The sequence below is a fragment of the Paenibacillus sp. SRL342 genome (assembly GCF_984798905.1).
This window is the reverse complement of the sequence record NZ_OZ481790.1, coordinates 503015-526408: the sequence shown is the minus strand read 5'-3', so window position 1 is coordinate 526408 and position 23394 is coordinate 503015. Positions and strand designations below refer to the sequence as shown.

24 protein-coding genes are annotated in these 23394 nt (G+C 46.5%); 1 reads left to right on the top strand and 23 read right to left on the bottom strand.

The genetic code is table 11. The features are described from left to right. Positions 1-82: 82 nt before the first annotated feature. From AC4E8D_RS02535 to AC4E8D_RS02425, 23 genes are all read right to left on the bottom strand, one after another. The gene (locus AC4E8D_RS02535) at positions 83-1099 is read right to left on the bottom strand and encodes a phosphotransferase enzyme family protein (RefSeq protein ID WP_449004352.1); all 1017 of its coding nucleotides are present in this window, start codon (positions 1097-1099) and stop codon (positions 83-85) included. 194 nt (positions 1100-1293) lie between these two features. After that, the gene (gene pstB / locus AC4E8D_RS02530) at positions 1294-2049 is read right to left on the bottom strand and encodes a phosphate ABC transporter ATP-binding protein PstB (protein WP_145152038.1); all 756 of its coding nucleotides are present in this window, start codon (positions 2047-2049) and stop codon (positions 1294-1296) included. Positions 2050-2061: 12 nt separating this feature from the next. Further along, complete coding sequence (pstA, locus tag AC4E8D_RS02525; protein WP_026081329.1) at positions 2062-2949, bottom strand: phosphate ABC transporter permease PstA; 888 nt, start codon at positions 2947-2949, stop codon at positions 2062-2064. Between the two features lie 2 nt (positions 2950-2951). Then, positions 2952-3887, bottom strand: a complete 936-nt coding sequence (gene pstC / locus AC4E8D_RS02520; RefSeq protein ID WP_017690972.1) for a phosphate ABC transporter permease subunit PstC — start codon at positions 3885-3887, stop codon at positions 2952-2954. Between the two features lie 115 nt (positions 3888-4002). Further along, a complete protein-coding gene (locus tag AC4E8D_RS02515; RefSeq protein WP_237177637.1) occupies positions 4003-4929 on the bottom strand; it encodes a phosphate ABC transporter substrate-binding protein PstS family protein in 927 nt (308 codons plus the stop codon). A gap of 237 nt (positions 4930-5166) precedes the next feature. After that, positions 5167-5388: a hypothetical protein gene (locus tag AC4E8D_RS02510; protein WP_339306610.1), complete on the bottom strand. Its 222-nt coding sequence runs from the start codon at positions 5386-5388 to the stop codon at positions 5167-5169. 234 nt (positions 5389-5622) lie between these two features. Then, entirely contained in the window at positions 5623-6915 is a 1293-nt protein-coding gene (locus AC4E8D_RS02505; RefSeq protein WP_339306608.1) for an arsenic transporter, read from the bottom strand. A gap of 151 nt (positions 6916-7066) precedes the next feature. Further along, positions 7067-9154 carry a methyl-accepting chemotaxis protein gene (locus AC4E8D_RS02500; protein ID WP_449004324.1) on the bottom strand — a complete coding sequence of 696 codons (2088 nt, stop codon included), beginning with the start codon at positions 9152-9154 and terminating at the stop codon, positions 7067-7069. A 173-nt stretch (positions 9155-9327) separates the two neighbouring features. Next, complete coding sequence (locus AC4E8D_RS02495) at positions 9328-10386, bottom strand: EAL domain-containing protein (RefSeq protein WP_449004323.1); 1059 nt, start codon at positions 10384-10386, stop codon at positions 9328-9330. Between the two features lie 211 nt (positions 10387-10597). Next, complete coding sequence (locus tag AC4E8D_RS02490) at positions 10598-12871, bottom strand: bifunctional 2',3'-cyclic-nucleotide 2'-phosphodiesterase/3'-nucleotidase (protein ID WP_449004322.1); 2274 nt, start codon at positions 12869-12871, stop codon at positions 10598-10600. Between the two features lie 477 nt (positions 12872-13348). After that, positions 13349-13765, bottom strand: coding sequence for a pyridoxamine 5'-phosphate oxidase family protein (locus tag AC4E8D_RS02485; protein WP_074093246.1), 417 nt, complete (start codon positions 13763-13765; stop codon positions 13349-13351). Positions 13766-14413: 648 nt separating this feature from the next. After that, positions 14414-14872 (bottom strand): NUDIX domain-containing protein, encoded by a 459-nt coding sequence (locus AC4E8D_RS02480; RefSeq protein WP_449004321.1) that lies wholly within the window; start codon positions 14870-14872, stop codon positions 14414-14416. A gap of 88 nt (positions 14873-14960) precedes the next feature. Beyond that, a complete protein-coding gene (locus AC4E8D_RS02475; RefSeq protein WP_449004320.1) occupies positions 14961-15734 on the bottom strand; it encodes a LamB/YcsF family protein in 774 nt (257 codons plus the stop codon). Then, positions 15734-16765, bottom strand: coding sequence for a 5-oxoprolinase subunit C family protein (locus AC4E8D_RS02470; protein WP_490205809.1), 1032 nt, complete (start codon positions 16763-16765; stop codon positions 15734-15736). Before AC4E8D_RS02470 ends, AC4E8D_RS02475 begins: the two co-directional genes overlap by 1 nt. Then, entirely contained in the window at positions 16762-17478 is a 717-nt protein-coding gene (gene pxpB / locus AC4E8D_RS02465; RefSeq protein ID WP_449004318.1) for a 5-oxoprolinase subunit PxpB, read from the bottom strand. The genes AC4E8D_RS02470 and pxpB overlap by 4 nt, the downstream gene beginning before the upstream one ends. 45 nt (positions 17479-17523) lie before the next feature. Continuing rightward, the gene (locus tag AC4E8D_RS02460; RefSeq protein WP_339306602.1) at positions 17524-18357 is read right to left on the bottom strand and encodes a DUF2785 domain-containing protein; all 834 of its coding nucleotides are present in this window, start codon (positions 18355-18357) and stop codon (positions 17524-17526) included. A gap of 3 nt (positions 18358-18360) precedes the next feature. Further along, positions 18361-18951 (bottom strand): histidine phosphatase family protein, encoded by a 591-nt coding sequence (locus AC4E8D_RS02455; RefSeq protein ID WP_221823925.1) that lies wholly within the window; start codon positions 18949-18951, stop codon positions 18361-18363. Further along, complete coding sequence (locus AC4E8D_RS02450) at positions 18948-19538, bottom strand: DUF1572 family protein (RefSeq protein WP_221823923.1); 591 nt, start codon at positions 19536-19538, stop codon at positions 18948-18950. Before AC4E8D_RS02450 ends, AC4E8D_RS02455 begins: the two co-directional genes overlap by 4 nt. Before the next feature lie 68 nt (positions 19539-19606). Then, positions 19607-19936, bottom strand: a complete 330-nt coding sequence (locus AC4E8D_RS02445; RefSeq protein WP_221823921.1) for a DUF952 domain-containing protein — start codon at positions 19934-19936, stop codon at positions 19607-19609. A 52-nt stretch (positions 19937-19988) separates the two neighbouring features. Then, on the bottom strand, positions 19989-20546 hold the full coding sequence (locus AC4E8D_RS02440; RefSeq protein WP_221823919.1) for a GNAT family N-acetyltransferase: 558 nt from the start codon (positions 20544-20546) through the stop codon (positions 19989-19991). Between the two features lie 28 nt (positions 20547-20574). Further along, on the bottom strand, positions 20575-20982 hold the full coding sequence (locus tag AC4E8D_RS02435; protein ID WP_221823917.1) for a ribosomal maturation YjgA family protein: 408 nt from the start codon (positions 20980-20982) through the stop codon (positions 20575-20577). Between the two features lie 4 nt (positions 20983-20986). Next, on the bottom strand, positions 20987-21538 hold the full coding sequence (locus tag AC4E8D_RS02430; protein WP_221823915.1) for a GrpB family protein: 552 nt from the start codon (positions 21536-21538) through the stop codon (positions 20987-20989). A 376-nt stretch (positions 21539-21914) separates the two neighbouring features. Beyond that, positions 21915-23021 carry an Ig-like domain-containing protein gene (locus tag AC4E8D_RS02425; protein ID WP_339306598.1) on the bottom strand — a complete coding sequence of 369 codons (1107 nt, stop codon included), beginning with the start codon at positions 23019-23021 and terminating at the stop codon, positions 21915-21917. A 166-nt stretch (positions 23022-23187) separates the two neighbouring features. Between AC4E8D_RS02425 and AC4E8D_RS02420 the strand changes: the two genes are divergently transcribed. Next, a complete protein-coding gene (locus AC4E8D_RS02420) occupies positions 23188-23391 on the top strand; it encodes a hypothetical protein (RefSeq protein ID WP_076253873.1) in 204 nt (67 codons plus the stop codon). Positions 23392-23394: the final 3 nt, after the last annotated feature.

Here is a 23394-nt window from a genome sequence, read left to right as displayed (position 1 = left end):
AAGAGCACCCCGATTGTTCAGGACGCCCAGGTAATATTCACAATCTTAATCCTAAGTTATAGCTCCTAGAAAAGGAAACACCTCATAACTCATAGAAGATGCTCTCGTTCTGTACATAGGGTCTACAATACTTGCTGCACAGCTTCGGCATGCGATCTTTCATCCATTCGTGCCTCGACTCGTTCGCCATCTGAAAGGCATAATAACCCAGTGTAAAGATCAACATGAACCCTTCCATCAATCGAATATCACGATCCGTCAGTGGTGCGATCTGTTGGGTATAACCGGATAGGAATATGTCACGTTCCTCCCGATTGAACATAAGTGCTGCCCCTCCGGCATCGAAAAGATAATAACCATAACCGTGTAGACAAAAATCAATCATGGATATGCCCTGCTCCGTTATCAGCAGATTGTTGCGAGTAATATCCCCATGAATGATCCCCCATGTCTCCGCATGCTGCGGGTACGTTGCCAGTTGTTCATTAATGTTCTCGAACGTTTCTCGAAGCAGATCAAAGTCTTCCGTTGTAAAAATCCCCAGTCGGACGCCTTCCTCTAACTGCCCGAGCATGACCAAGTTCTCGTGGGCATTGCCATATGCCGGCCGTACCTTTGTTCGATCTGTCTGATCCTGCTCACGCCCATATTGATGAAGCATCTGCAATTGTACCCCAAGATCATAGATCTGTTCTGTTGTCAGGCGTTCTCCCTGCTGGATGTCCCTTCCCTCAATCCACTCCAGTACTGTACAGCAGATTTCTTTCCCTGCCTCACTTGTCCATACCGTTACCCACTCTCCCGATACATTCCGTACCGGATGCTGCACGCGCAATGCTGTCGTTTCATTTAACTCATGAAGTAGATTCATCTCTGCCTCCAGCGCAGGAAGTGTATGCTGAATGCCTGTCATACTTGCATATGCGGCTTGATGGATACGTAGCAGATACTTCTGCCCGCTTGCTTCATCGACGACATGATACGTCAGATTCTCATTGTGGCGAATATAAGATACGACAGGTTTCTCAATAGTGTAGTTCTGTATAATCTGAGCTGCCATATGGTCGTAAGACATCTGATCTGTAGCGATGATCAACATCTCCTTCAAAGTAATGTAAACGTTCTCCTATTACTAAATATCGTAGCATGGTTGCTTTATATACAGCAAATTCTTCCAAAATAAAATTAAAAAAGCACAACCCCCGAACAACCGTCCAGGCATTGTGCTTTCTTTTGTCTTTATTATTTCTTAATTTCTCTGTCTATTACTCTATGTTACACTCCATGATCCAATTAACCGAAACGACCCATAATGTATTCTTGCGTCAGACGATTGTCCGGGTTCGTGAAAATATGCTCTGTATCCCCGTGCTCAACCATGCTTCCCAGATAGAAATAAGCCGTGTAATCCGAGATGCGTGCCGCCTGCTGCATGTTATGGGTAACAATAACAATCCGCAGCTCCTTCTTGAGCTCCGTAATCAACTCTTCAACTTTACCCGTAGATACCGGGTCAAGTGCAGATGCCGGCTCATCGAGCAGCAGGATCTGTGGTTCAACAGACAAAGCGCGAGCGATACATAGGCGCTGCTGTTGTCCGCCAGAGAGAGACAGAGCTGATTCATGCAGTCTGTCTTTTACTTCGTCCCAGAGCGCAGCACGACGCAAGCTTTTTTCCACAATTTCATCCAGTGCCTTCTTACTCTTCGTACCACGGTAGCGGGGGCCAAACGCGATATTGTTGTAGATGGACTTATGAAAAGGGTTCGGCTTCTGCCACACCATGCCAATCTTCTGGCGAAGCTTGATTACATCGGTTCCAGGCTCATTCAGATCGTTCCCGTCCATCCAGATATGTCCCTCTGTACGGGAACCGGCAATCTCGTCGTTCATCCGGTTGAGTGACCGGAGGAACGTGGATTTACCGCAACCAGACGGCCCAATAAGAGCCGTTACGCTTGCTTCAGGAAACGTCAGGCTAATCTGCTTGACCGCCTGGAAATGTCCATAATATATGCTTAACTGTTCCGTACCAAAAGGTATGGCCATGTTGGTTCCTCCTTATTTCGAAGCTGTCATGCGGCGGAATACAACCCGACCGATCCAGCGTGCACTTAGATTGAACGCCAGCACGAGAATGACAAGCACGGCGGATGCCCCTGCTGCCACTTCTTTGGAATCTGGCCCAATACCTTCACTGTTCACTTTCCAGATATGGACAGCAAGTGTCTCTGCCGGACGGAAAGGATTAAGCGGTGATCTTGGACTCGTGGGATTCCAATCTGTAAAGTCCAATGGTGGACTACTCATACCTGCGGTGAACATCAGCGCGGCTGCTTCACCGAAGATCCGGCCCGATGCCAGGATCGTACCCGTAATCAAGCTCGGCAATGCCACAGGCAACAGAATCGAAGTGATAATCTTCCACTTGGACAGTCCAAGCGCCAGACCTGCTTCCTTCTGTTCCTTCGGAACGGCCCGGAAGGCCTGCTCCGTTGTCCGTACCATCAGTGGCAAGTTAAAGATCGCCAGAGCCAAGGCACCCGAGATTAGGGAGAAACCAAGACCAAATTGATTTACTAACAGCAAGAGACCAAACAAACCGATAACGATGGACGGGAATGATGACAATACTTCAACGACCAGACGAATGAAGCTGGTAATCTTGCCTGGCTTGGCGTATTCCGCCATGTAAATCCCGCCACCCCATCCGAGTGGAATGGTAACAATCAAGGTCAGGACAAGCAAGAATACGGAGTTGAAGAGCTGTGGACCAATCCCGCCGCCACCCTTAAGCAACTGTGGTGCGCTTGTCAGGAAGTTCCAGCTAATATGCCCAATGCCTCTATACATGATGAAGCCAAGCAGACCGAGCAATAGAATAACAATGAACAGGGCCAGTACAACGATAACGGATGTTGCAATTTTATCTACCGTCTTTGCCTTCATTTTCATACCCGGTTTCTCCTTTCAAGCAGGCGAACCAGAATGACGAAGACAAATGTCATCACCAACAGGACAAGCGCCATACTCCACAGTGCATTGTTATGAACAGAACCCATCGTGGTGTTACCCATGCTGAGTGTAATTACACTTGTTAATGTTGAAGCTGATTCGAGCAAGGATGTTGGAACATGCGGTGCATTACCGATAACCATCTGTACAGCAAGAGCCTCACCAAAAGCACGGGCCATACCCAAAACGACACCTGTCAACAAAGCTGGCAAAGTGGTTGGAATAATGACACGGTAGATGGTTTGCCAGCGAGTGGCACCCAGTGCGTAGGAGGATTCACGCAATCCTTTTGGCAACGCGGACAAGGCATCTGCCATAATACTTGTCACCGTAGGGAGAATCATTACAGCGAGAACAAGACATCCGGCTGCAATCCCGACGCCTGTTCCACCAAAGATACTGCGAAGCAAAGGTACGATGACACTCAGACCGATAAATCCGTATACAACGGATGGAATTCCGGACAAGAGTTCAATCGCAGGCTGCAAGATCTTTTTGCCTTTACCCGGAACAATCTCTGTCATGAATAGCGCTGCACACAGGCCAAGCGGACTTGCGATCAATGCTGCAAGCAAGGTTGTAATGAAAGAACCTGTGATGAACGGTAATGCCCCGTAGAACGCAGGTTCTCCGGTCGGATTCCACGTTTTTCCACCAAGGAATTCGCTGATGCTTATTCCATTTTGGAAAAATGTCGATAGTCCCTTGGACGCTACAAAATAAACAATGGAAAACATGACAACGATCAGGAAAACGACACAAATCGACGTATAGATCCGTCCCGTCCACTCTTCCCAATAATGTTTCTCTTTTAAGGGCCGGCGCGGTTTCAACTTGTTATTCATTACCGTTCCCCCTTCGGTCTGTTCCATAACAACCATCCTTCTATAGTAGAATTAATGCAAAATATGGGATTATTTTAGAGCAAACCGCGTAAAGAGGCGGGACCTAAGTCCGCCTCTTTCGCTGTATGCGCAAGTTCAAAGATTACTGAACCACATTACCTGCTGCATCGCGTTTTACTTTCATACCTGACATTGGAATGTATCCAAGTTCTGTCACGTCGTTTTGTTGAATTTCGTCACTCAAGATGTAGTCCAAGAATGCTTTTGTTGCTGCATCAGGCTCACCTTTTGTGTACATGTGCTCGTAAGCCCATACTGGATAAGTTCCTGCTTCTACGTTCTCAACTGTTGCTTCTACACCTTCGTATTTCAATACTTGCAAGCTGTCATCCAAGTAAGACAAGGCGAGGTAACCAATAGCACCTGGCGTTTCAGATACCAATTTTTTTACGTTACCAGAAGAATCTTCTTGAATCGAACCTTGGATATCACCCATTTTTGCACCCAATGCATACTTCTCGAAAGTTGCACGAGTACCGGAACTGCTCGGACGGTTTACAATAACAATTGCTTTATCCGCGCCGCCAACGTCTTTCCAGTTCGTTACTTTACCGGAGAAGATGTCGACCAGTTGTTGCTTCGTCAAATCTTCTACACCTGCATCTTTGTTGCTAACTGGCGCCATAGCTACTACTGCTACTTGATGGTCAACCAATTCTTTTACTTTGGCTTCGTCCTCCAGTTTCTCTTCTGCAAATACATCAGAGTTACCGATTGTAGCTTGTCCGTCAGATACTTGTGTCAAACCAGTACCACTACCGCCACCTTGAACTTGAACCGTTACGTTCTTATATTCATCAACTGCCATAAATTTCTGTCCAGCTTGTTCAACCAGAGGTAGCAATGCTGTCGATCCGACTGCCAGAATGTTACCGCTAAGCTCAGTAGCAGCTTCTCCTGATCCATTGCTTGCGGCACCCTCTGTACCAGCGTCATTTTTCGATCCGCATGCTGCGAGAACCAGTACGAACGTTAAGGTCATCAAAATAAACGGCAACTTTTTAAACATGTTTTGTTTTCCTCCCCCAATGTAGTGATGGCGTTTTGTGAATTTGTTTGTTCACCATCAACTCTTTACTCATTGTAGTTTCAGTATGTCATCTTAAAATCAGTGTTTTGTAAACGCAATGTTAAAAATATCGGCAGCATTTTGAAATATCTGGGATTCAATCTGGCGCTGAAGTGGTCGCTATGGGAATGGACGTTGTTTTAATCCGTATTGTGTCCAGATTTCCATGAAAAAAATTTACTTATAGATATATGAAGTAAGCTGATACCCTGAGTGGCCGTTCCGGTTACGGATCGTTCTTCTGATCGCTGTTGTCTCCAAATTTCTTTGATCAATAATCTTAATTGTTGAAATTCGGATACAAAGGCGAACGCTTCGCTTCTTCAGAATCGATACCGTCCCCTCCACTACGATCGCGGTTTCCCTTCGCTGTGTCAGTGCTCGTTGAATCTCAGGCATCTCAATCTCCTGCCTGGGAAGTAGGCAAAGAAGGCCAGCCCTATAGTGGGCTGGCCTTATGTAAATGCTTTGTTGATTCTTTGATAGAGCAAGAAAATCTGTTTCTTCTATAGAAGTTACAAAAGCAGGAAATAAAAAAACTGCCTCGCTGCCAGTGCGTAGCACCAGCTGTGAGAGCAGCCTTTTACATTACAACAGATTATCTTATTCATACTCAATGTAAAATCTAATTTGCTAACCTAGAATCCATAACCACAATGCCAACCCGGCCAGGGTAATTAACATTGTCGGGATCGTCAGGATGATACCTGCTTTGAAATAATACCCCCATGTGATCTTCACACCTTTGCGGGATAACACGTGCAGCCACAGCAATGTGGCAAGTGATCCAATCGGGGTCATTTTGGGACCCAGGTCGGAACCAATGACATTGGCATAGATCAATGCTTCTTGAATGATACCTTCGGTATGTGCGCCCTGGATGGCTAGCAGGTTAATCAACACGGTCGGCAGGTTGTTCATCACCGATGATAATACAGCAGCGATAATTCCCATCCCGAGCGAAGCAGCCAGCAAACCATGCTCTGCTATGGCATCCAGCCAGCGGCTCAGATGATCCGTTAACCCTGCATTACGCAGTCCATATACGACGATATACATGCCCACGGAGAACACCACAATCGACCATGGCGCTTCCTTGATTACCCGTTTCAGATCAACAGCCTCGCTCTTGCGTGCCAATAAAGCGAACAGCAACGCAACGGAGCCAACGATAACCGACACGGGAATCGGCAGAAACTCACTGGATGCATAGGCAACCAACAACAGCCCAAGCATGAACCAGGCGATTCGGAACATCCGTGGATCACGTATCGCTTCCTTCGGGTCACGTGCAGCGGAGATGTCGTAGCGAAGGGGGATGCTTTTGCGATAGAACAAAAACAACATCCCCGTACTCGCTACGATTGAGAACAGATTGGGTACAACCATGCGTACCGCATACTCCACAAAGGTGATACCAAAGAAATCGGCCGATACAATGTTAACCAGATTGCTGACGACCAGCGGTAACGACGTGGTATCGGCGATAAACCCACTCGCCATCACAAAAGCCAGCACCATACGCTCATCAAACTTCAATGCACGCACCATTGCCAGCACAATTGGCGTCAGAATAAGCGCGGCACCGTCATTCGCGAACAGAGCAGACACCGCGGCTCCCAACAGAATGGAGTAGAAAAACAGTCTGCGACCGTCTCCTCCAGCCAGCCTCGCCATATGAAGCGCAGCCCATTCGAAGAAACCCGTCTCGTCGAGAATGAGAGAAATCATAATAATGCCGACAAAAGCCAGCGTTGCATTCCATACAATGGATGCCACATCCGAGGCATCGTTTAAGCTGACGACTCCACACAATAGGGCAAGTAATGCCCCACCAGAGGCAGTCCAACCGATACCCAATCCACGAGGTTGCCAGATCACCAAGGTGATCGTCACTACAAAAATCAGTATTGCTACGTATACCATAGAGCCTCCTGCTGTACCCTGTATCAATATATTATTTATATGCGCGGAATAACCAGACGATATATTTATACAGGGCAACAGGAACATTGTCTATCTTTATTTTCTTCTATTATAAAAGATGTGGTGAATTATGGCGTTCCAATGTTAGATTTTATTCTTTGCCCTTATCCTTCGGTGTGTCCTCCACCATCTTGAACATGCCAAGCAATCCTTGTAATTGTTCCGCCATGCTATTCAGATGTGCCGAGGATGATGCAATCTCTTCTACCGATGCCAGTTGTTCTTGCGAAGATGCCGACACGGATTCTGTATTCGCAGCCGATTCCTGGGTCACATTCGAAATATCACTCATCGCCTTGGCAACGTGGGATGCACCACTCTCCAGTTGCTTTGTTGTTGCGGACAAGTCATCCAATGTATGAACAGCATCTTCCACCGCCTCCCGAATCTGAGCAAAGGATTGTCCTGACGTATTCACAGCCTGAATTCCTTCTCCCACCCGAGTCTGTGCTGCATTCATGGCGATCAGAGCGGCATCCATGTCCTGACGGATATTATGAACCACCTCACCGATCTGCGCTGCCGAACTTCCGGATTCTTCTGCCAGTTTACGTACCTCACCAGCTACAACTGCAAACCCACGACCCGCATCCCCCGCTCTTGCCGCTTCAATAGAAGCATTTAATGCGAGCAAGTTCGTTTGTTTGGAGATGGATGCAATGACATCAACCATGCTACCAATCTCAACGGAACGGGCATTCAGAGATTGAACCACCGTCCCCAGCTGCTCCACCGTTTCCTGGATACTGTTCATCTGCTCCACAGCCTGTCCTGCTGCCTCATTCCCAGATGAAGCCGCTCCGGACGTATGCCGCATATTTGCCGTAATCGATTGTACACGCTCCGACATCATTCGAACATCTTCTGCCATTCGGCTCATCTGTCCCGATCCGTCTTTCACGCTGTTTACCTGCTGCTCTGCACCTTCAGCCAGTTCCTGAATGGCCAGTGTTGAATGTTCAATCGCTTTGGTAGTTTGTTCTGCACTGGCAGACAACTCTTGAGAAGAAGCAGATACCTGCTCTGTCGTTTCCTGTACGCCCAGAATCATCATCCGCAGGTTATCGACCATACGTTCAAAATACTTCGCCAGTTCTCCGACTTCATCTTTACGCCCTGTTTCCATTTTCACGGTCAAGTCACCTTTGCTCACGGCTCTGGCAGATTCCTGCAGTCGTTTAATTGGACGCAGCATGGAGCGTGTAAACCATATAATAAAGAGGAGTGTAAGGAACGTAGCCGCCAGAATAACAATAAATGTGGCCATGCGAATATCCTTACTTGCATTAGTTACTTCACTCTTGAGCATCGTGCCGGCAATTTTCCAGCCTGTTGCTTCATTTGTTGAAAAAATCATCATCTTCGGCTGATCGTTGTACACGTAATCGAATTGACCTTCTGGACCTTCATACATTTCATCCAGCAAGCCGCTCGTTTCCGGCGTACCTGCATCTGCTACAGGGGATACAACATAGTTTTTGTTTGCATCCATAATAATGACGTAGCCTTCTTTGCCCACCTTAATGGATGCCTGTTCTTGCAGGTCTGTCAGGTCGAGAGACAAACCGACAACACCGGATTGGTCCTTTAATGTTTTGGAGATAAACACAACTGCAACACCATCGGTATTAACAGACACAGCGGATACAACAGCTGTACCTGGCTTTTCCATCGCTAGTTTGTACCACTCCCGCTCCCTAGGATCGTATGCATCTCCCCGTGTGCTGCTCGCTGTTGGTTTACCTCGAACCATGACTCCGTCTGTTGTTCCTACAAAAATATTCATGGCATCGGGATGCAAGCCCAGGTATTGCTCCAGCTTCAACTGAAGCTCGGGACTATCGTTCTCTCCTTTGACCAAGTTCGGATCAAGGGCATCCGCGAAATAGTTAATGTCATGAATCTTGTATTTCACTTGGCTTTCTACAATGGTATTGGCAGTGCTCACACTTTGCATGGCACTATCCACTAATTGTCCTTGTACGCCATCTTCAGCCATCGTTAGTGTGATCAAGCCGATTGCCAAGCTTGGCAGAAGCAGTACGGCCAGGAAGGAGACCAATAGTTTGTTCCTTATATTCCAGACAAAACCTTTCTTTTTTTTCTTTTTATTTTGATTATGTTTTGCTTTGGCAGGTTTAGCTGCTTTCATTGGTTTATTATCCTGAGTTTCACTCATGTCTTTCTCCCCCTCAAAATGTAAAAGTGCCCTCTTTCTTTGTATGTATGGATCAATCTAAAAGGCTTATCTTATATATCGGCTATATGAAGGTTTTTATTTGAGAGAAAAATGTGCAGGCACGCCAAACAAGCCACCTCTGATCAGAAGCGACTTGTACAAGGTACAGGTTACTAATTATTACATGAATTAGATGAAGTATTGCAGTACGGACCGCCTGGCGGTTGTGCCGAGGGTTTACCAAAATAGTAGCCCTGTGCAAGCTCAATACCTATGGAACGACAGAATTCAAACTCTTCCATCCGTTCGATCCCCTCGGCAAGGACTTGCCCACCAAATCGACTCGACATCTCAACAATGTGAAGAATTTTCTCTTGTTTGGTCGAATCCTGATCACAACGGTCAATAAGACTTCGATCTATTTTGACAAAATCCGGTTCTAACCGATTCATCAACTCTATTGTTGAATATCCGGCACCCACATCATCCAGTGCAACAGACATTCCACGGGAGCGATACACCTCAAATATTTGCTGCAAGATGGGCATATGCTGAATCTGCTCTGTTTCCACGACTTCAAACACAAAATCTTTAGGGTCCAGCGAAAGGCGTTCAATCGCTTCAAACGTATGTGTCAGACAATATTCGGGATTGTATATGGAGGAAGGCAGGAAATTTACGAAGCGTTTGACACCATGCGGCAGAAAAATGGCACTGGTCTCAATAGCAGTAATACGTGCCAATCGATCCAGAAAAGAATGCAGTCCAGTCTCACGCGCCACTTCAAATAATTCATAGGAACTGAAGGATTTTCCATTCTCAGCAGGACGAAGCAAAAACTCATATCCGATAATCTGCTCTGATGCATCAACGATGGGTTGCATATGACTGCTGAATTGATGCTCCAGAATAATGGAAACCAGCTCCGCATGCTTGAAACGGGACTCCTGCATGGTTAGACTAATCCAGCTTTCTTCATTAGCCTGTTCGTATATAGGCATAATCTGAACAGTTAGGGAATCACGTAATGTCGGATCCATTTCGCCGATCTTTTCTATTAAGCTCTGAACCGTCTCCAGATTCGAAAAATGCATCCACATCATGTCATCCGACGTCTCGATAAGTCTTCCCGGCGTTTGTAGCGCTTCAAGCAAAGCGGGGGAAATGGGACGCAAGTACAAGGTACCTTGGCCCTCTATAGGATAGATTGGACTGCAGCCACTGCAATTCATGTAGGACCCCCCTTGCCAATTTAGATTCCATGTCCATTAGATTTCACTTGTATATACCCAAAGTTTGTAAATATTATATCATGGGTCTTAAAATTAATCTCTACTGTTTTGATGACTTCCTGTATGACGGTTCTTGAAACAATATATTCAAATTTGCAGAAAAAAAGACCGACAGTCTGATGACTGTCGGTCTCCCTCAACTTATTAAACTTTAAGAAGCGGGAATCACGATTTTCTGTCCAACTTTCAGGTTGTGTACATCTGAGATTTTGTTAGCTGTCGCAAGCTTGCGCCAGTCTACACCATATTTCAAACCGATGCGGTACAAGTTATCGCCTTTTTTCACCACATATACCACTTTGCCGCCAGCTGGTTTCTCAGGCTGTGGCTTGGTCGTTGGTTTGGTTGGAGTAGTCGGCTCTGTAGGTTTAGTTGGCTTTGTAGGCGTAGGAGCAGGCTCCGTACCTGGTTTCGGAGTTGTTGTTGCTTCTCCAGTCAATTTCATGCCGTATTCAGCAAAACCATCATCATTTGTACCGATGAAAGACATCGCCGGGTTTGCTTCAACCAGATCTTTTGCATCCGGGGAAGAAGCAAATACCACTTCAAGGTCGTTAAGTGCTGCTGCGGTTAACCCAGCAGATGGTTTAATTGGTGCCAGGGACCAGTTGCCGTCAGCGGTTGGGTTAATTGTTTTATTCTCACGGATATAGTCGATGATCACTTGACGGTTCTCATCCGGTGCAGCCAGAACGATACGTTTACCGTCCGGGTTAGCCAGCTTGGACGAAGAAGCACGGTAGTTATTCGTCGCTACGATGAATTTTTGCGCTGGGTCAATCGGTTTACCGTTAAAGCTCAGATCCTTGATCCGGCTTGCGGATGCATTAACAACGGTTGCTTTACCGTCATACTTGGCTGGTTGTGTCACATCGATCTGATACGTTACACCATCGATAACATCGAAGTTGTACGTCGGGAAGTCGTTGTTGATCAATTGTTGTTGTCCACCTTTAGCCGGGTCGATCTGGTTGAACTGGCCTGCAGACCATTCCAGCCACTCTTTCAGTTCTGCGCCGTTAACCATTACAGCATGTACCGTATTTGGATACACGTACAGGTCAGCAACGTTTTTGATGGCAATGGTGCCTTTAGGGATATTCGTGTAATACGAAGCGCCTGAACGTCCACCGGCTTTGAATGGTGCACCTGCGGACAATACAGGGATTTTCTCATATTCCGTACCTTGCATATGTTTTTCGACATACCATTTCTGTGCATTCGTTACGATCTGAATGGATGGATCATCCTGTACCAGAGCGAAGAAGCTGTTGATAGGTGCAGTCGTTTCGCCGACCGGGCCACGAACATACTCCAATGTACCTTCATGCTCTTCATGAACCGCATCAATGATGTCCTGATCCGCATCTACCAATGGCTTTTTGCCCGCTGTGTCATAGATTGGGCGTGCTTCCGTTTTGGAATCGACCACTTTCCATTTGCCATCCACTTGTTCTAGATCCAGATCAATAATCCCCAGGTGATCCCCCCAGAATCCTGGCTCTACAGCAGGAACGCCATTGATTGTCCCTTTCTCAAGGTCTACCCCTTTTTTGCCGGCAAAATCAGCACTTGGGAATACTTTGTGAGCATGTCCAAACAGAATGGCATTAATGCCTTCTACCTGGCTCAGGTACAATACGGAGTTCTCCATCAGATCCGTTTGAGGGATATCCTCAAATCCGGAGTGAGGGATGGCTACAATAATGTCGGCACCTTCGGCTTTCATTTTTGGAATGAATTTTTTCGCGGTAGCAATAATATCCTTGGCGATTACTTTGCCTTCAAGGTTAGCGCTGTCCCACTGCATGATTTGTGGCGGTACAAATCCGATCACACCCACTTTGATCGTATGTTCTTTGCCAGTCTCATCCGTTACCTTTTTATCCAAAATCTCATACGGTGTGAAATAGTTCTTGTCATTTGTCTCATCATCATCACCATCGTCTACATAGACATTGGCATTAATGTAAGGGAAGTTTGCTCCCTCCAGCGTCATGTCCAGGAAGTCCAGACCATAGTTGAATTCATGGTTACCGATGTTACCTGCATCATAATCGAGCAGATTCATCGCTTTATATACAGGGTGAGTCTCACCCTTTTTCAGTGGATCAATCTTCGCAACATAGTCTCCCAGCGGGTTACCCTGAATCAGATCACCATTGTCAAACAGCAAGCTGTTCTTGGCTTCATCACGCGCTTTTTTGATCAGTGTCGCTGTTTTGGCGAGTCCATACTGGTCTGTCTCTTTGTCGGAATAATAGTCGTAGTTAATCAGATTGTCATGAATATCTGTTGTCTCCATGATCCGCAGTTTAACTTTGGCAGCATCCGCAGCCGATACTGGTACCGGAAACACCGCAAGCACGTTTAATGCAACCAAAGCGGCAGTCAGGCTTGATAATACTTTTTTACTCGTTTTCAAAATAACCCCTCCCGGTTATGTACATTGAATCATGCATTAATGGGCAAACGAAGAGCGCAGAAAAAAGATAGATTTCATGGGTTGTGCGTACTGACGCTCTGATGACATGCATCGGAATTTCAGGTAAGTTTATCTCACATGAACATCTATTTAAGTCTGTGCTTGTCGTTTACATTCCAAATCATAACGCAATGTTCAGTCATTGAAAAGCATTATTTTTTACATTACCCGCACATACCTAGGCGGTTTTACATTATCATGCGTGATTTCGACATTTTTTTCAACATTTTAGTAGGTATATAGTGCTTATTATCTTTAAAATACGTATATTACATATGTCTTACATGTATATCCAATTCATCGTTATTCATCCATACCAAAAACCGTGAAACCTTAATGGCTTTCACGGTTGGATTAAACTCTGCGCGTATTTTCGCATAAGGACGCTACTTTGCAGAGGTTATGTTCATATTCGGATTATTGTTCCCACACATGATGTTCATGATCTTTCCCTGTATATTCAATACGAGTCGGGGTGATGTCCAGAATGACATAGTTTGGATCATTAGGTCCATCGAACCACGCCTTCAGTTCGTCGTTCCACACTTGCTCGCGCAAGCCTTCGTTCTTTGTCACTTCACAGGTTCCTTCGATCTCAACCACTTCTTTGGAGCCACCAGCCTCATAACCAAGTAGCAGGCTAACATTCGGATTATTCTCCAGTTCCTCTACTTTGTGTGTACGGCGGTTCGTTGCCAGATGAATGTTCAGTCCATCGTTGAAAAGCGCCATATAGCGGGATTTCGGTTTACCATTCTCCACAGTGGAGAAGCTGCAAAAAGGGTTGTTTTCCAATGCTTTTACAATGTTTTGTTCCAATTCAGTCTGGTTCATGGGAAGTGCTCCTTTCGGTTTGGGGGAATATTGGAAGGACTATGTAGAAGGCCGTTGCGGGTACGGATCGTTCTTTTGATCGCTGTTATCTCTCAATGATTGATCCTGATCTCTTCCTCGTATACATTGGATTAAAGACAATTTACACTGACACTACGATGACAGAATAACCTTCCAATCGCTGTTATCCCCAGATTTTTTTGATTCCCTTTTCTCAAGGGGAAAATCCGGTGATAAAGGCGACCGCTTCGCTTTTTCAGGTTTCTTCTGTCCTCTCCGTTATCGTGTAAATGTTTAATTCAATGGATATACAAGTGAAAATCCAGGATGCCAGCAGACACTTCGCTTCCTCAGAATCGATTCCGTCCCCTCCACTACGTCTACCGTTCTTCCAATTAAGGGTGAATAATAAAAAGTACAAGAGAAGTGTAGTTGTTACTATCTCTTTGTGTTTAATGACAGTTCATTAATCCCTTATTACTAGAGACAGCTTAATGCAAATGCTTTTGTAATAAGCCTGTACTTATAGTGTACCCACCTCACCTATGGTGAATCCATGAACCGATACGCTAACGTGACAAAATTGGAAAAGTTCTTTATAAAAATGTTTACATAAAGGGGTTAGCACGATATTTCTTCTTGGCTGGTTTAATTCAGATCTCCCAGATAGATTGATGAAGCGCCTGATTTAAGAAGCAATTCGCCAATCGTTTTTGGATATAAACGAATCTGGGACAGCTCTTCAAGTGCAATCCATTCCACGGATACTTGGTGGTCGTCTGGATTGGAGCCTTCAAAAACGCTTGCCTCCGGATCTATCAGGCTGCACGCAAAATAAAATTCAACCTGGTGGATATCTGCATCCCACTCGGCGAATTCATGATTTTTACCGATATACTCCCGGATATGTAACAGCTCTCCCACGTTCACGGCCTGACCAATCTCCTCCAGACATTCGCGCGCGACCGCATCCCTGAGTTCTTCACCTTTCTCCTGTCCTCCACCTGGGAACACATAAGCGGTACCATATTGGTCTTCCAGCCGGATGACCAGCAATCGTCCATCCTGCACAATGACAGCCTTTGCCGAGTTGCGTATGGGTTTCATTCTGTTCATTCACTCCTTGTCATTCCAAAATTTCAAAGTTCAATTCGAACAACCTGATAAAACTACTGTTTTCTACTGAACAGGCATATCATCCCGTGGTATGCGGGGATAACTTAATGCCTTCCGATTCCAACACACGACGAATCTCTTGAGCAAATGCGAGAGCGTTTGCTCCGTCACCGTGGATACAGACCGTCTCTGCCTTGATGGGAACCAATGTACCATCCGTGGATACAACTACTCCATCTTTCACCATCCGAAGCACTTGAGCAATCGCTTGTCCCGATTCTTCAATGAGGGCCCCAGCTTGGCTGCGAGGGGTTAGCTTACCATCCGCCCCATAGGTTCGATCTGCAAACACCTCGCTCACACTGCGCAGACCGATGCGATCCGCGGCGTGAATCAACTCACTGCCCGCCAGACCATACAGATACAGATCAGGCTGTACTTGATAGATCGCCTCGGCGATGGCTTCAGCAAGCTTCATATCTTCTGCGGCCATATTGTATAAAGCTCCATGCGGTTTTACGTGATGCATTCGCCCTCCACTTGCCCGGACAAAGGCATCCAGCGCACCGATCTGATACACCACCATGTCATATGCTTCCTGTGACGTAATGTCCATACGTCTTCTGCCAAACCCTTGCAAATCCGGCAACCCGGGGTGGGCTCCAATTGCCACCTGATGCTCCAATGCCCTCTCTACCGTCAGCCGCATTGTAGCCGGGTCTCCTGCATGAAATCCACAGGCAATATTGGCTGATGTAATCAAGGGTAGAATGGCCTCGTCCGATAGCGTGCGATATATACCATAACTTTCGCCCAGATCACAATTGATATCCAAGGTTTTCGAGGTATTCATTAAGCGCCCCCCATTCCTGCCATTCTTCTGCGTATCAGCTTATCTATGAGTTGCATATTGATTTCCTGTTCCATATACAACTGTCCGGCTTGATCATGCGTAATCTTTTTAAAAGAAATTTGGGTTCCTGGCCTAGCCTGAGCCAGGATTGGCATATCCACCCGAGCTACCTGTGCAATGACAGGATAACCTCCAATCGTCTGATGATCTGCCATCAAGATGATGGGCTGACCATCCGGTGGCACCTGCACCGTGCCATAGGTAACGGCTTCAGACAGCCGATCCAGGGGCTGATCCAGCTCCAGTCTGGAGCCTTGCAAGCGATAGCCCATCCGATCGGATTGTGGAGAAATCACGTATTTTTCCGCATAGAATTGTGCAAGACTCTCTTGGCTGAACAGCGAACTATCCTTGCTCTCCATCACACGAATAGCAGGTTGCCCATAATAGTCAGGTCTTTCACGTTCAGATAAAAACCACGCAGGCGCCAATATTCGGTAGTCCCGCTCACTCTCCTTTACCTGCTGCTCCATACGCTGCATCCATATTCGCGCTTCGGCAGAAGGTTCACCATTGGATAACAGATCGCCCACGCGCAAGGCTCGCCCATCCATACCGCCAAGACCTGTCTTAAGGTAAGTACTTCGACTACCCATCACTTCAGGCACAGCTATTCCACCCGCAATCGCCAGATATCCACGCAAACCATGACGACATGGGCCAAATTTCAGTACACTTCCAGCCCGCACCAACACAGGACGCCACAAAGGTACAGGCAGATGATCCACCGTTGCCGTCAGATCGGCTCCACATAATGAGATAAGTTGACTCTCCTGAAATCGAAGCTCTGGCCCCGTCATCGTCATCTCCAGCACTGCCGCATGTCGGGAGTTGCCCACAAGCATATTGGCTGCTCTGGCTGCAAAGGTGTCCATGACCCCGCCAGGATGAATACCATACCGGCGATAACCGGTTCTGCCTTCATCCTGAACGGTAGATAACAGACCAGGGCGAATCACTTCAATACTCATCGTTCGCCCTCCTTCCGCTTCAACGCCAGATAGTCCTGCATCGTTATCTGTTCAAATCGAACCCGATCACCTGCTGCCAGCATACTCGGTACGTTCTCTTCCGGCCGAAACAACCGGAGTGGCGTTCGTCCAATACATTGCCATCCTCCGGGTGTGTCCACCGGATAGATTCCCGTCTGTTTGCCACCGATACCTACTGTACCCGCCTCAACCCGAAGCCTTGGCGTTGCCCGTCTGGGCGTAGCAATCTGTTCAGACAACCCGCCGAGATACGGAAAACCTGGTGCAAATCCAATCATATGTACGAGATAATCCCCGGATGTATGAATCGCAATAACGTCCTCTGCGGTCAGTCCATGTTCACTGGCAACGTAGTCCAGATCAGGCCCCCACTCGCCACCATAACATACGGGAATCGTGACCGTTCTGGACTTGTCTTGTACGGATTCCTTCATTTGATTCAACTGCTGAAGCAGAATCCGGCATAACTCGGGGTACGGGGAGATGAACGGATCATAAAATACTGTAACGGACGTATATGAAGGCACCCATTCGATCATGGCTGGCAAAGTGCTTTTTTCCAGCAAAGCACATACAGACATCACTCTGCGCTGCACAGCATCAGACAATTGATCCCCGCAATGGATGATAACTGCTGTCTCACTCAGCGGAGATAGGACCTCCTCGGTCCATGAATACGGCTGTTTGGTCATGCGCCATCTCCTCCTTTTCCCCACATCCATATATCTAGTATCCCGTTACTTTTCTCTCTCCAATGCCTGCAATACCAGTGAACAAACCGCCGGAAAAGGTTCATCTTCTTCTGTTCGTATCGCAATATAGAGTGTCTGTAAAAACAGACGCACATTCAGGTTCCTATGACTGGTTTCCAGAAGTGATCTGTCCTCCGCCTGGTCTTCTTGATGAAGAGAATCGATCCACACCGTAATATCCTTTGGCTCCAACAGATTGCGACGAAGAATGGTAATTACAGCATGCGCTATTCGCTGATCTTCATCATGGATGTAAACCACACTTGATTCCGTTATTTTTACAGCGAGTGCGTGCAGAAGTTCCAGCAGATCCGTTCGCTCCAGATATGGCGACTGTGCCAGATCTTCAACCGCATCCGCCGCGTGTGCGGGGGCGTGCGCCCAGCCCTTGTTATCGGCGTAGCCACGAACATCTTTTTCACGTTCCAGATATTTAGTCAACCGATGATGAATCCCTGCGATATCCTCTCTGTCCAGGAAAGGTCGCTGACGATCCACATTCAGAATTGGAGGCAGTAATAATACGGAGAACGTCCGCGTAAACACACTATCCATTCCCTGCTCTCCGATCCCATAGAACAGGTGCTGATCGTCCAGCGCCAACTGTAACACATGCCTTAGCTGCTCTTCCGAAAATACACCCTGTCCAATCCAGGTTGCAAACGTAACATAGATCAATTCATCCCGCAGGACAGGGTCAGTACTACCAATATGCTTCATCATATGCAGTGACAATTCGTAAGGCTGTTTCTCGTGATCAATGGAATGATTAGACGACTGAATATGCTGTAATTTTTGTTTTAACGTCAGAGCATCCATCTATTAAGACTCCCTGGACGAATCCAAATGCAAGCTGCAATTGTACAGCTCGCATTGCCATGCATTCTCATTCTTGGCAATCCGGGTAATAGATGTGTTGGACAACTTCACGCTGATATCCAGTTCAGGCACCAGACCTCGCAGTGTATTCCGTAGAACGGCACCATGACTGACAACGATCACTCTTCCATCGGGGTGCTGCTGTACAATATCTTCAAGCACCGCACTGCCTCGAACAGTCCCTGCATCTGCAAGCTCACGTCCCAGATCCAGGGTACCCCAGTCCGCTCCCCACTTGGCTAACCGTTCCTCTTCCGTTGTTCCTTCGACCTGTCCTCCGCCCATCTCGCGAAGTCTAGGGTCCAGATGTATCTCCTGAATGCCCAAGCGATCACCAATGATGCGAGCCGTCTCACTTGCACGTTCCAAGTCACTTGCATAGATGGCATCCCAGGATTCTTCGGCCAGTCTCGCAGCAAGCAATACTGCCTGTTCCCTGCCATCCTGATCCAGCGGATTATCCGTCTGTCCCTGCGAACGTTTTTCCTTATTCCACGCTGTGCTTCCATGGCGGATCAATGCAATTTGAGTCATTGTTGTTCCTCACCTTTTTCTATATGAAGTTCATCTTCTGTAAAATGTTTACGTGCCTTCGGCTTGGCAAATTTGCCGCCATTATATTGAGAAGAGCCGTTTCTCGGAATGGAGAGACTGTCCCAAGCTGTTTCTTTAAGCATTTTCGCGGCAAATACAATCTGCCCAACATGATACGGATAATGCGCCAATTGACGAATAATAGCCTCCATGACGGTATGACCTTCATTCCGAATATATATGATATGAGACAATTGTTCCGGGGTAAACGAACGAATGGATTCGAGTAGACAATTCCAGCCTTCCTCCCATTTGGAGAGCAACTCTTCCCGGGAAGAAATATCATTCACGAACTCGGCGTCCCGTTCACGCCACGGTTTCTCACCATCTGTTGTCAGTACACCCGTCCAACGGGACAGCATATTGCCCCATAGATGTTTTACGATTACCGCAATGCTGTTTGCGTCTTCATTCCAGGAATGAAACAATTGCTCGGACTCCAGTTGTGCCATGGCTTTTTCTCCGAGCTGCTTGTAATACAAGAATTGTTTCTCCGCCGTCTCCAGAAAAACTTGATTCATATCCATCCGTTAACCACCCTTCGGAAAAGCATGTTGTCCATGGATCATGTTCAAACAGAAGCGTCACATGTTATTTATTCAGGAAATGAGAATGTGCCGTCTGCATTCGGTTCAAATGGAATGGCTTTACGAACCGCATCCAGATTGAGTTCTCCATAGATATGTGGAAATAGTTCATTCAATTCGTAGAGATCCTCATATACCAGCTCAGGCTTTAACGCCTTCTCATCAATACTGAGTAATAACAGATCCGTGCGGCCTGCATAATATTGCCCGGCTACCCATGGGATCTGTTCCTTGGTGGAGCAATGAATGAATCCGTCCGTCTCCAGGCTATCTGGTGCATACTCACTCCCCTTTGACACTTGCTCCCACAACGAACGGGAAATAATACTATAGATCATGATTCCGCCTCCTTCAATTTCTGCGATGTACCCTATGTGTTCATTGGAAGTATTATAGATCATCCCGGATACGGGAGTACAATTTTTGATCCGTAAATACACCTTTGATCTTTAACTGTTTGCGTAGCAAACCTTCGTACGACATGCCCAGCTTCTCCATTACGCGTGCAGAGCCTATGTTGCCTGCATTACATTTCCCCTCCAGCCGATTGCAGTCCAGTTCCCGAAAGCAATAATCCACGATGGGTTGCATCGCTTCTGCTGCGAGACCCTTCCCCCAGTGACTGCTGGCTATCGCGTATCCCAGTTCAGCACTCTGCATGGGTTCATTGAAATGAAAAATGCCACCTCTCCCGATCAAGGTCCCTGTTTCCTTTAAAACAAAACCCCAGATATGTACTGTTTGCCGTTCATAATTATCCAGTACCCGCTGAATATATTGAATTGAATCCTCCACCGTCTCATGGCAGTTCCACAAGCTTTGCTGACTTACTCGCGGATCAGAGGCAAATGCATAATATTCATCGAGATCATCCATCGCAAGCCGCCTCAGCTTTAACCGCTGTGTTTCGAATTCGGGCGATTCGTCAAAAAGTTTTTCTACATTCATACAGCACCCCTCCATGATTCACTTGAGTTCATGATCCAGCCATCTTATTTCTCAGGAAATAACGATCTATCATAACCATGCACAGAATACCAACCGTATATCGAATCAGATCGATCACCAGAAACCCATGTCCCAAAATAAGAGCACCTAATACGGTTGAGCGTATCTCAATCAGCCAAGGCGTCTGAATCAACTGTGAGAACTCAATCATCCAGCTGAATACACAGCTCAAACACATCGCCCATACCAAGCTGCGACGAGGCCACACCATGCGTACCCCGAAATAAATCATGCCCGCCCAACATGCATCTCCGAAATGTTCATGCACCCAACCCGGCAATCGTTCACCAAAGTGTCTGGATGCGAGTCCTGCCGCCATGGTCATCATGACTGCGAAGAAATAGATCAGCCTGTCTTTGATATGTACGCTTTTCAATCAATCACACGCCTTCATCAAGCACTTGTAAAATAAATTGCGTTTTGGCAGCGGTATACGATTCCCTATCTTCCTTGTTCTCATCAGCAAGCTTTGTCTTCAGGACGGCGTAAGCTTCCACCAGATCTGGGCGTTTTCTCAGCACATCCCGAAACCGAATTTGACGATCCCAGCGTTCTTCTCCCGGGCGCATAAGATGAAGGTGTACAGCTCTCTTGCCATCCTTAACCCTGACCCAGAATCGTCTGTACTCCCGTCCATCCAATTCAGGCGGAACATAGTTCCAGCCTAACGGATTCAGCTGATCCGCAATCAGATTCATGTCGTCCCATGACTGTACCTCTGCCATCAGATCAATAATGGGTTTGGCGGGTAATCCGGGAATGGATGTGCTTCCGATATGTTCGAATGAATGGATATTATACTGCTGTAGAAGACGTTTGAGTTGCTTGATTTCTTCCTGAGCCTGTGCGTCCCAATTGGGGTTGGCCGGAGCAATCTCTACCAACTCTGTCGCCCAGGCAGGCCAGTTCTCAGGTTGCATTGAATCTTTCATTCAGGTACCTCCTCTTCACCATGACATTTTAAATGGTAACCTTCTCTGTATTTTTCATAGGTGCTTTGCTTCATGCGCTCAATCGTAGTGCTCCGTTGAAATGTAAGTATGGAACTTAGGGATAAAAGAAGATATTTCAGGTAAGTCAGATCACTAGAGTTAGCGTCTGAGCTTATAATCGAAGCTTTCATATTCATCCCATCCAATCCCCTTATATAGTTGTTAAAGCAGAAGGCATTTCAGATACATATTTCTATATATCCAAAAAAGGAGCGTATGTCTACGCCCCTTGGTTGTCTGTTACCTTGATGATTTTAACGTGTCATGTACTGATTTTATCTTTGAATTGATGCAAAGCACTTCATTATATAAATATTTATTTTACTGTCACAGGGATCGTCACTTTTTTGTTGCCCCACTTGGCCGTGATAGACGTTTTACCTTTGCCTACAGCCACGATCTTGCCATTTGTTACTGTCGCTACGCCCGGCTTTGTGCTGCTCCACACCGCACTGTTGGTCACAACAGTGGTTTTGCCCGTATCATACTGGGCCATCAGACTCAGCGTTGTACTTCCCTGTGGGGACAAAACAAGTTTTTTCTGGCCTGTAATCAACTTTTTGAGCAAAGGTACAACGGTAACCTCTGCCTTTATTGTCTGATTTTGATAAGTTCCTGTCAAGGTTGCTTGTCCTTCTGTCAGCGTCTTAACGGCTCCATTTTTCACGATAGCTACATTTGTGTTGGAAGAGGTCCATATCACTTGTTTCGAAAGGTTAATGGTTTTGCCATTCGCGTAGGTGCCGATGACCTTCAACGCCTTGGACTTCTTGATGTTCAGCTGCATTGTGGCAGGAGTAACCTCAACTTTGGTAATCTCGTCCGTCACAGCAACAGGGACTTTCACAATCGTTGTTCCGTACTTGCCTTGCAGCAATACTCTGCCGGGTGTAACGCCTTTGATTTTACCGTTTTCCAGGACAGCCGAAGAAGTGGATACGGACCACACAATCTCAGAAGTCACATCCTCTTCCTTGCCATTCGCACGTGTAATGCTTACTTTCGGAAGGGTGCTTTCACTGCCTTTAACAAAACTGTAGGATTTCGGTGAAGCTTTGATGCTTTTGATCTTCTCCTGCACTTGCACAACCAATTGGGCTTTAGCCCCGTCTACTTCTGCAAAAATCGTCGCTTCGCCCGCGGCCACAGCCTTGACTTTGCCTTTCACCATCGTCGCGACTGCTGCATTACTGGTGGACCAAGTCACGCCTTGGGTAACATCCTGCTTGTTATCAAAACCTTCAACCGTTGCCATCACCTGAAGTGCAGCTGTTTCGGAGACACTCATTTTCTGCGGGCTGCTATTGGTTATTTCAATCGATGTCACGTCACCAGTAGCCGCCAAGGCCAACGAAGGGACCAGTATTGTTAATGCCATAATTAGAGCGAGCGTGCCTCGAAGCGCCAGTTTGATTCTATTCATTTTTAATTTCCAACTCCCATAATCCAATATTTTACTTCTATTATATTATATCGGATACGAATTGCATAAAGTTGAATAACATAAGTGGGAATCTTGGAACAATTCATGATTTTCATTGTATAATATGGGAAGGTCGCGTAATACTAAAAAATGGGGTGGGATATGTATGATCGAAAAGAATTTGCTTGATATGGTTTCACCTAAAAATAACCGTAAACGTATGAAAGCTATCGTCACTTCGACATCCACCAAGATTCGTCCTGAAGACGAAATGGTTCTATTGATGAAAACAGCCCGCAATCGTTTCAAAAAAGCCCTTGAATCTGGACAAATTGAAATCATTAACGAGCGTGAATGGAAGCTGCGTTAGCAT

Coding starts and splice junctions, on each gene's coding strand:
- AC4E8D_RS02535 (WP_449004352.1), bottom strand. CDS start 1,099: ATGTTGATCATCGCTACAGATCAGATGTCTTACGACCATATGGCAGCT.
- pstB (WP_145152038.1), bottom strand. CDS start 2,049: ATGGCCATACCTTTTGGTACGGAACAGTTAAGCATATATTATGGACAT.
- pstA (WP_026081329.1), bottom strand. CDS start 2,949: ATGAAGGCAAAGACGGTAGATAAAATTGCAACATCCGTTATCGTTGTA.
- pstC (WP_017690972.1), bottom strand. CDS start 3,887: ATGGAACAGACCGAAGGGGGAACGGTAATGAATAACAAGTTGAAACCG.
- AC4E8D_RS02515 (WP_237177637.1), bottom strand. CDS start 4,929: ATGTTTAAAAAGTTGCCGTTTATTTTGATGACCTTAACGTTCGTACTG.
- AC4E8D_RS02510 (WP_339306610.1), bottom strand. CDS start 5,388: ATGCCTGAGATTCAACGAGCACTGACACAGCGAAGGGAAACCGCGATC.
- AC4E8D_RS02505 (WP_339306608.1), bottom strand. CDS start 6,915: ATGGTATACGTAGCAATACTGATTTTTGTAGTGACGATCACCTTGGTG.
- AC4E8D_RS02500 (WP_449004324.1), bottom strand. CDS start 9,154: ATGAGTGAAACTCAGGATAATAAACCAATGAAAGCAGCTAAACCTGCC.
- AC4E8D_RS02495 (WP_449004323.1), bottom strand. CDS start 10,386: ATGAATTGCAGTGGCTGCAGTCCAATCTATCCTATAGAGGGCCAAGGT.
- AC4E8D_RS02485 (WP_074093246.1), bottom strand. CDS start 13,765: ATGAACCAGACTGAATTGGAACAAAACATTGTAAAAGCATTGGAAAAC.
- AC4E8D_RS02480 (WP_449004321.1), bottom strand. CDS start 14,872: ATGAAACCCATACGCAACTCGGCAAAGGCTGTCATTGTGCAGGATGGA.
- AC4E8D_RS02475 (WP_449004320.1), bottom strand. CDS start 15,734: ATGAATACCTCGAAAACCTTGGATATCAATTGTGATCTGGGCGAAAGT.
- AC4E8D_RS02470 (WP_490205809.1), bottom strand. CDS start 16,765: ATGAGTATTGAAGTGATTCGCCCTGGTCTGTTATCTACCGTTCAGGAT.
- pxpB (WP_449004318.1), bottom strand. CDS start 17,478: ATGACCAAACAGCCGTATTCATGGACCGAGGAGGTCCTATCTCCGCTG.
- AC4E8D_RS02460 (WP_339306602.1), bottom strand. CDS start 18,357: ATGGATGCTCTGACGTTAAAACAAAAATTACAGCATATTCAGTCGTCT.
- AC4E8D_RS02455 (WP_221823925.1), bottom strand. CDS start 18,951: ATGACTCAAATTGCATTGATCCGCCATGGAAGCACAGCGTGGAATAAG.
- AC4E8D_RS02450 (WP_221823923.1), bottom strand. CDS start 19,538: ATGGATATGAATCAAGTTTTTCTGGAGACGGCGGAGAAACAATTCTTG.
- AC4E8D_RS02445 (WP_221823921.1), bottom strand. CDS start 19,936: ATGATCTATAGTATTATTTCCCGTTCGTTGTGGGAGCAAGTGTCAAAG.
- AC4E8D_RS02440 (WP_221823919.1), bottom strand. CDS start 20,546: ATGAATGTAGAAAAACTTTTTGACGAATCGCCCGAATTCGAAACACAG.
- AC4E8D_RS02430 (WP_221823915.1), bottom strand. CDS start 21,538: ATGAAAGATTCAATGCAACCTGAGAACTGGCCTGCCTGGGCGACAGAG.
- AC4E8D_RS02425 (WP_339306598.1), bottom strand. CDS start 23,021: ATGAATAGAATCAAACTGGCGCTTCGAGGCACGCTCGCTCTAATTATG.
- AC4E8D_RS02420 (WP_076253873.1), top strand. CDS start 23,188: ATGATCGAAAAGAATTTGCTTGATATGGTTTCACCTAAAAATAACCGT.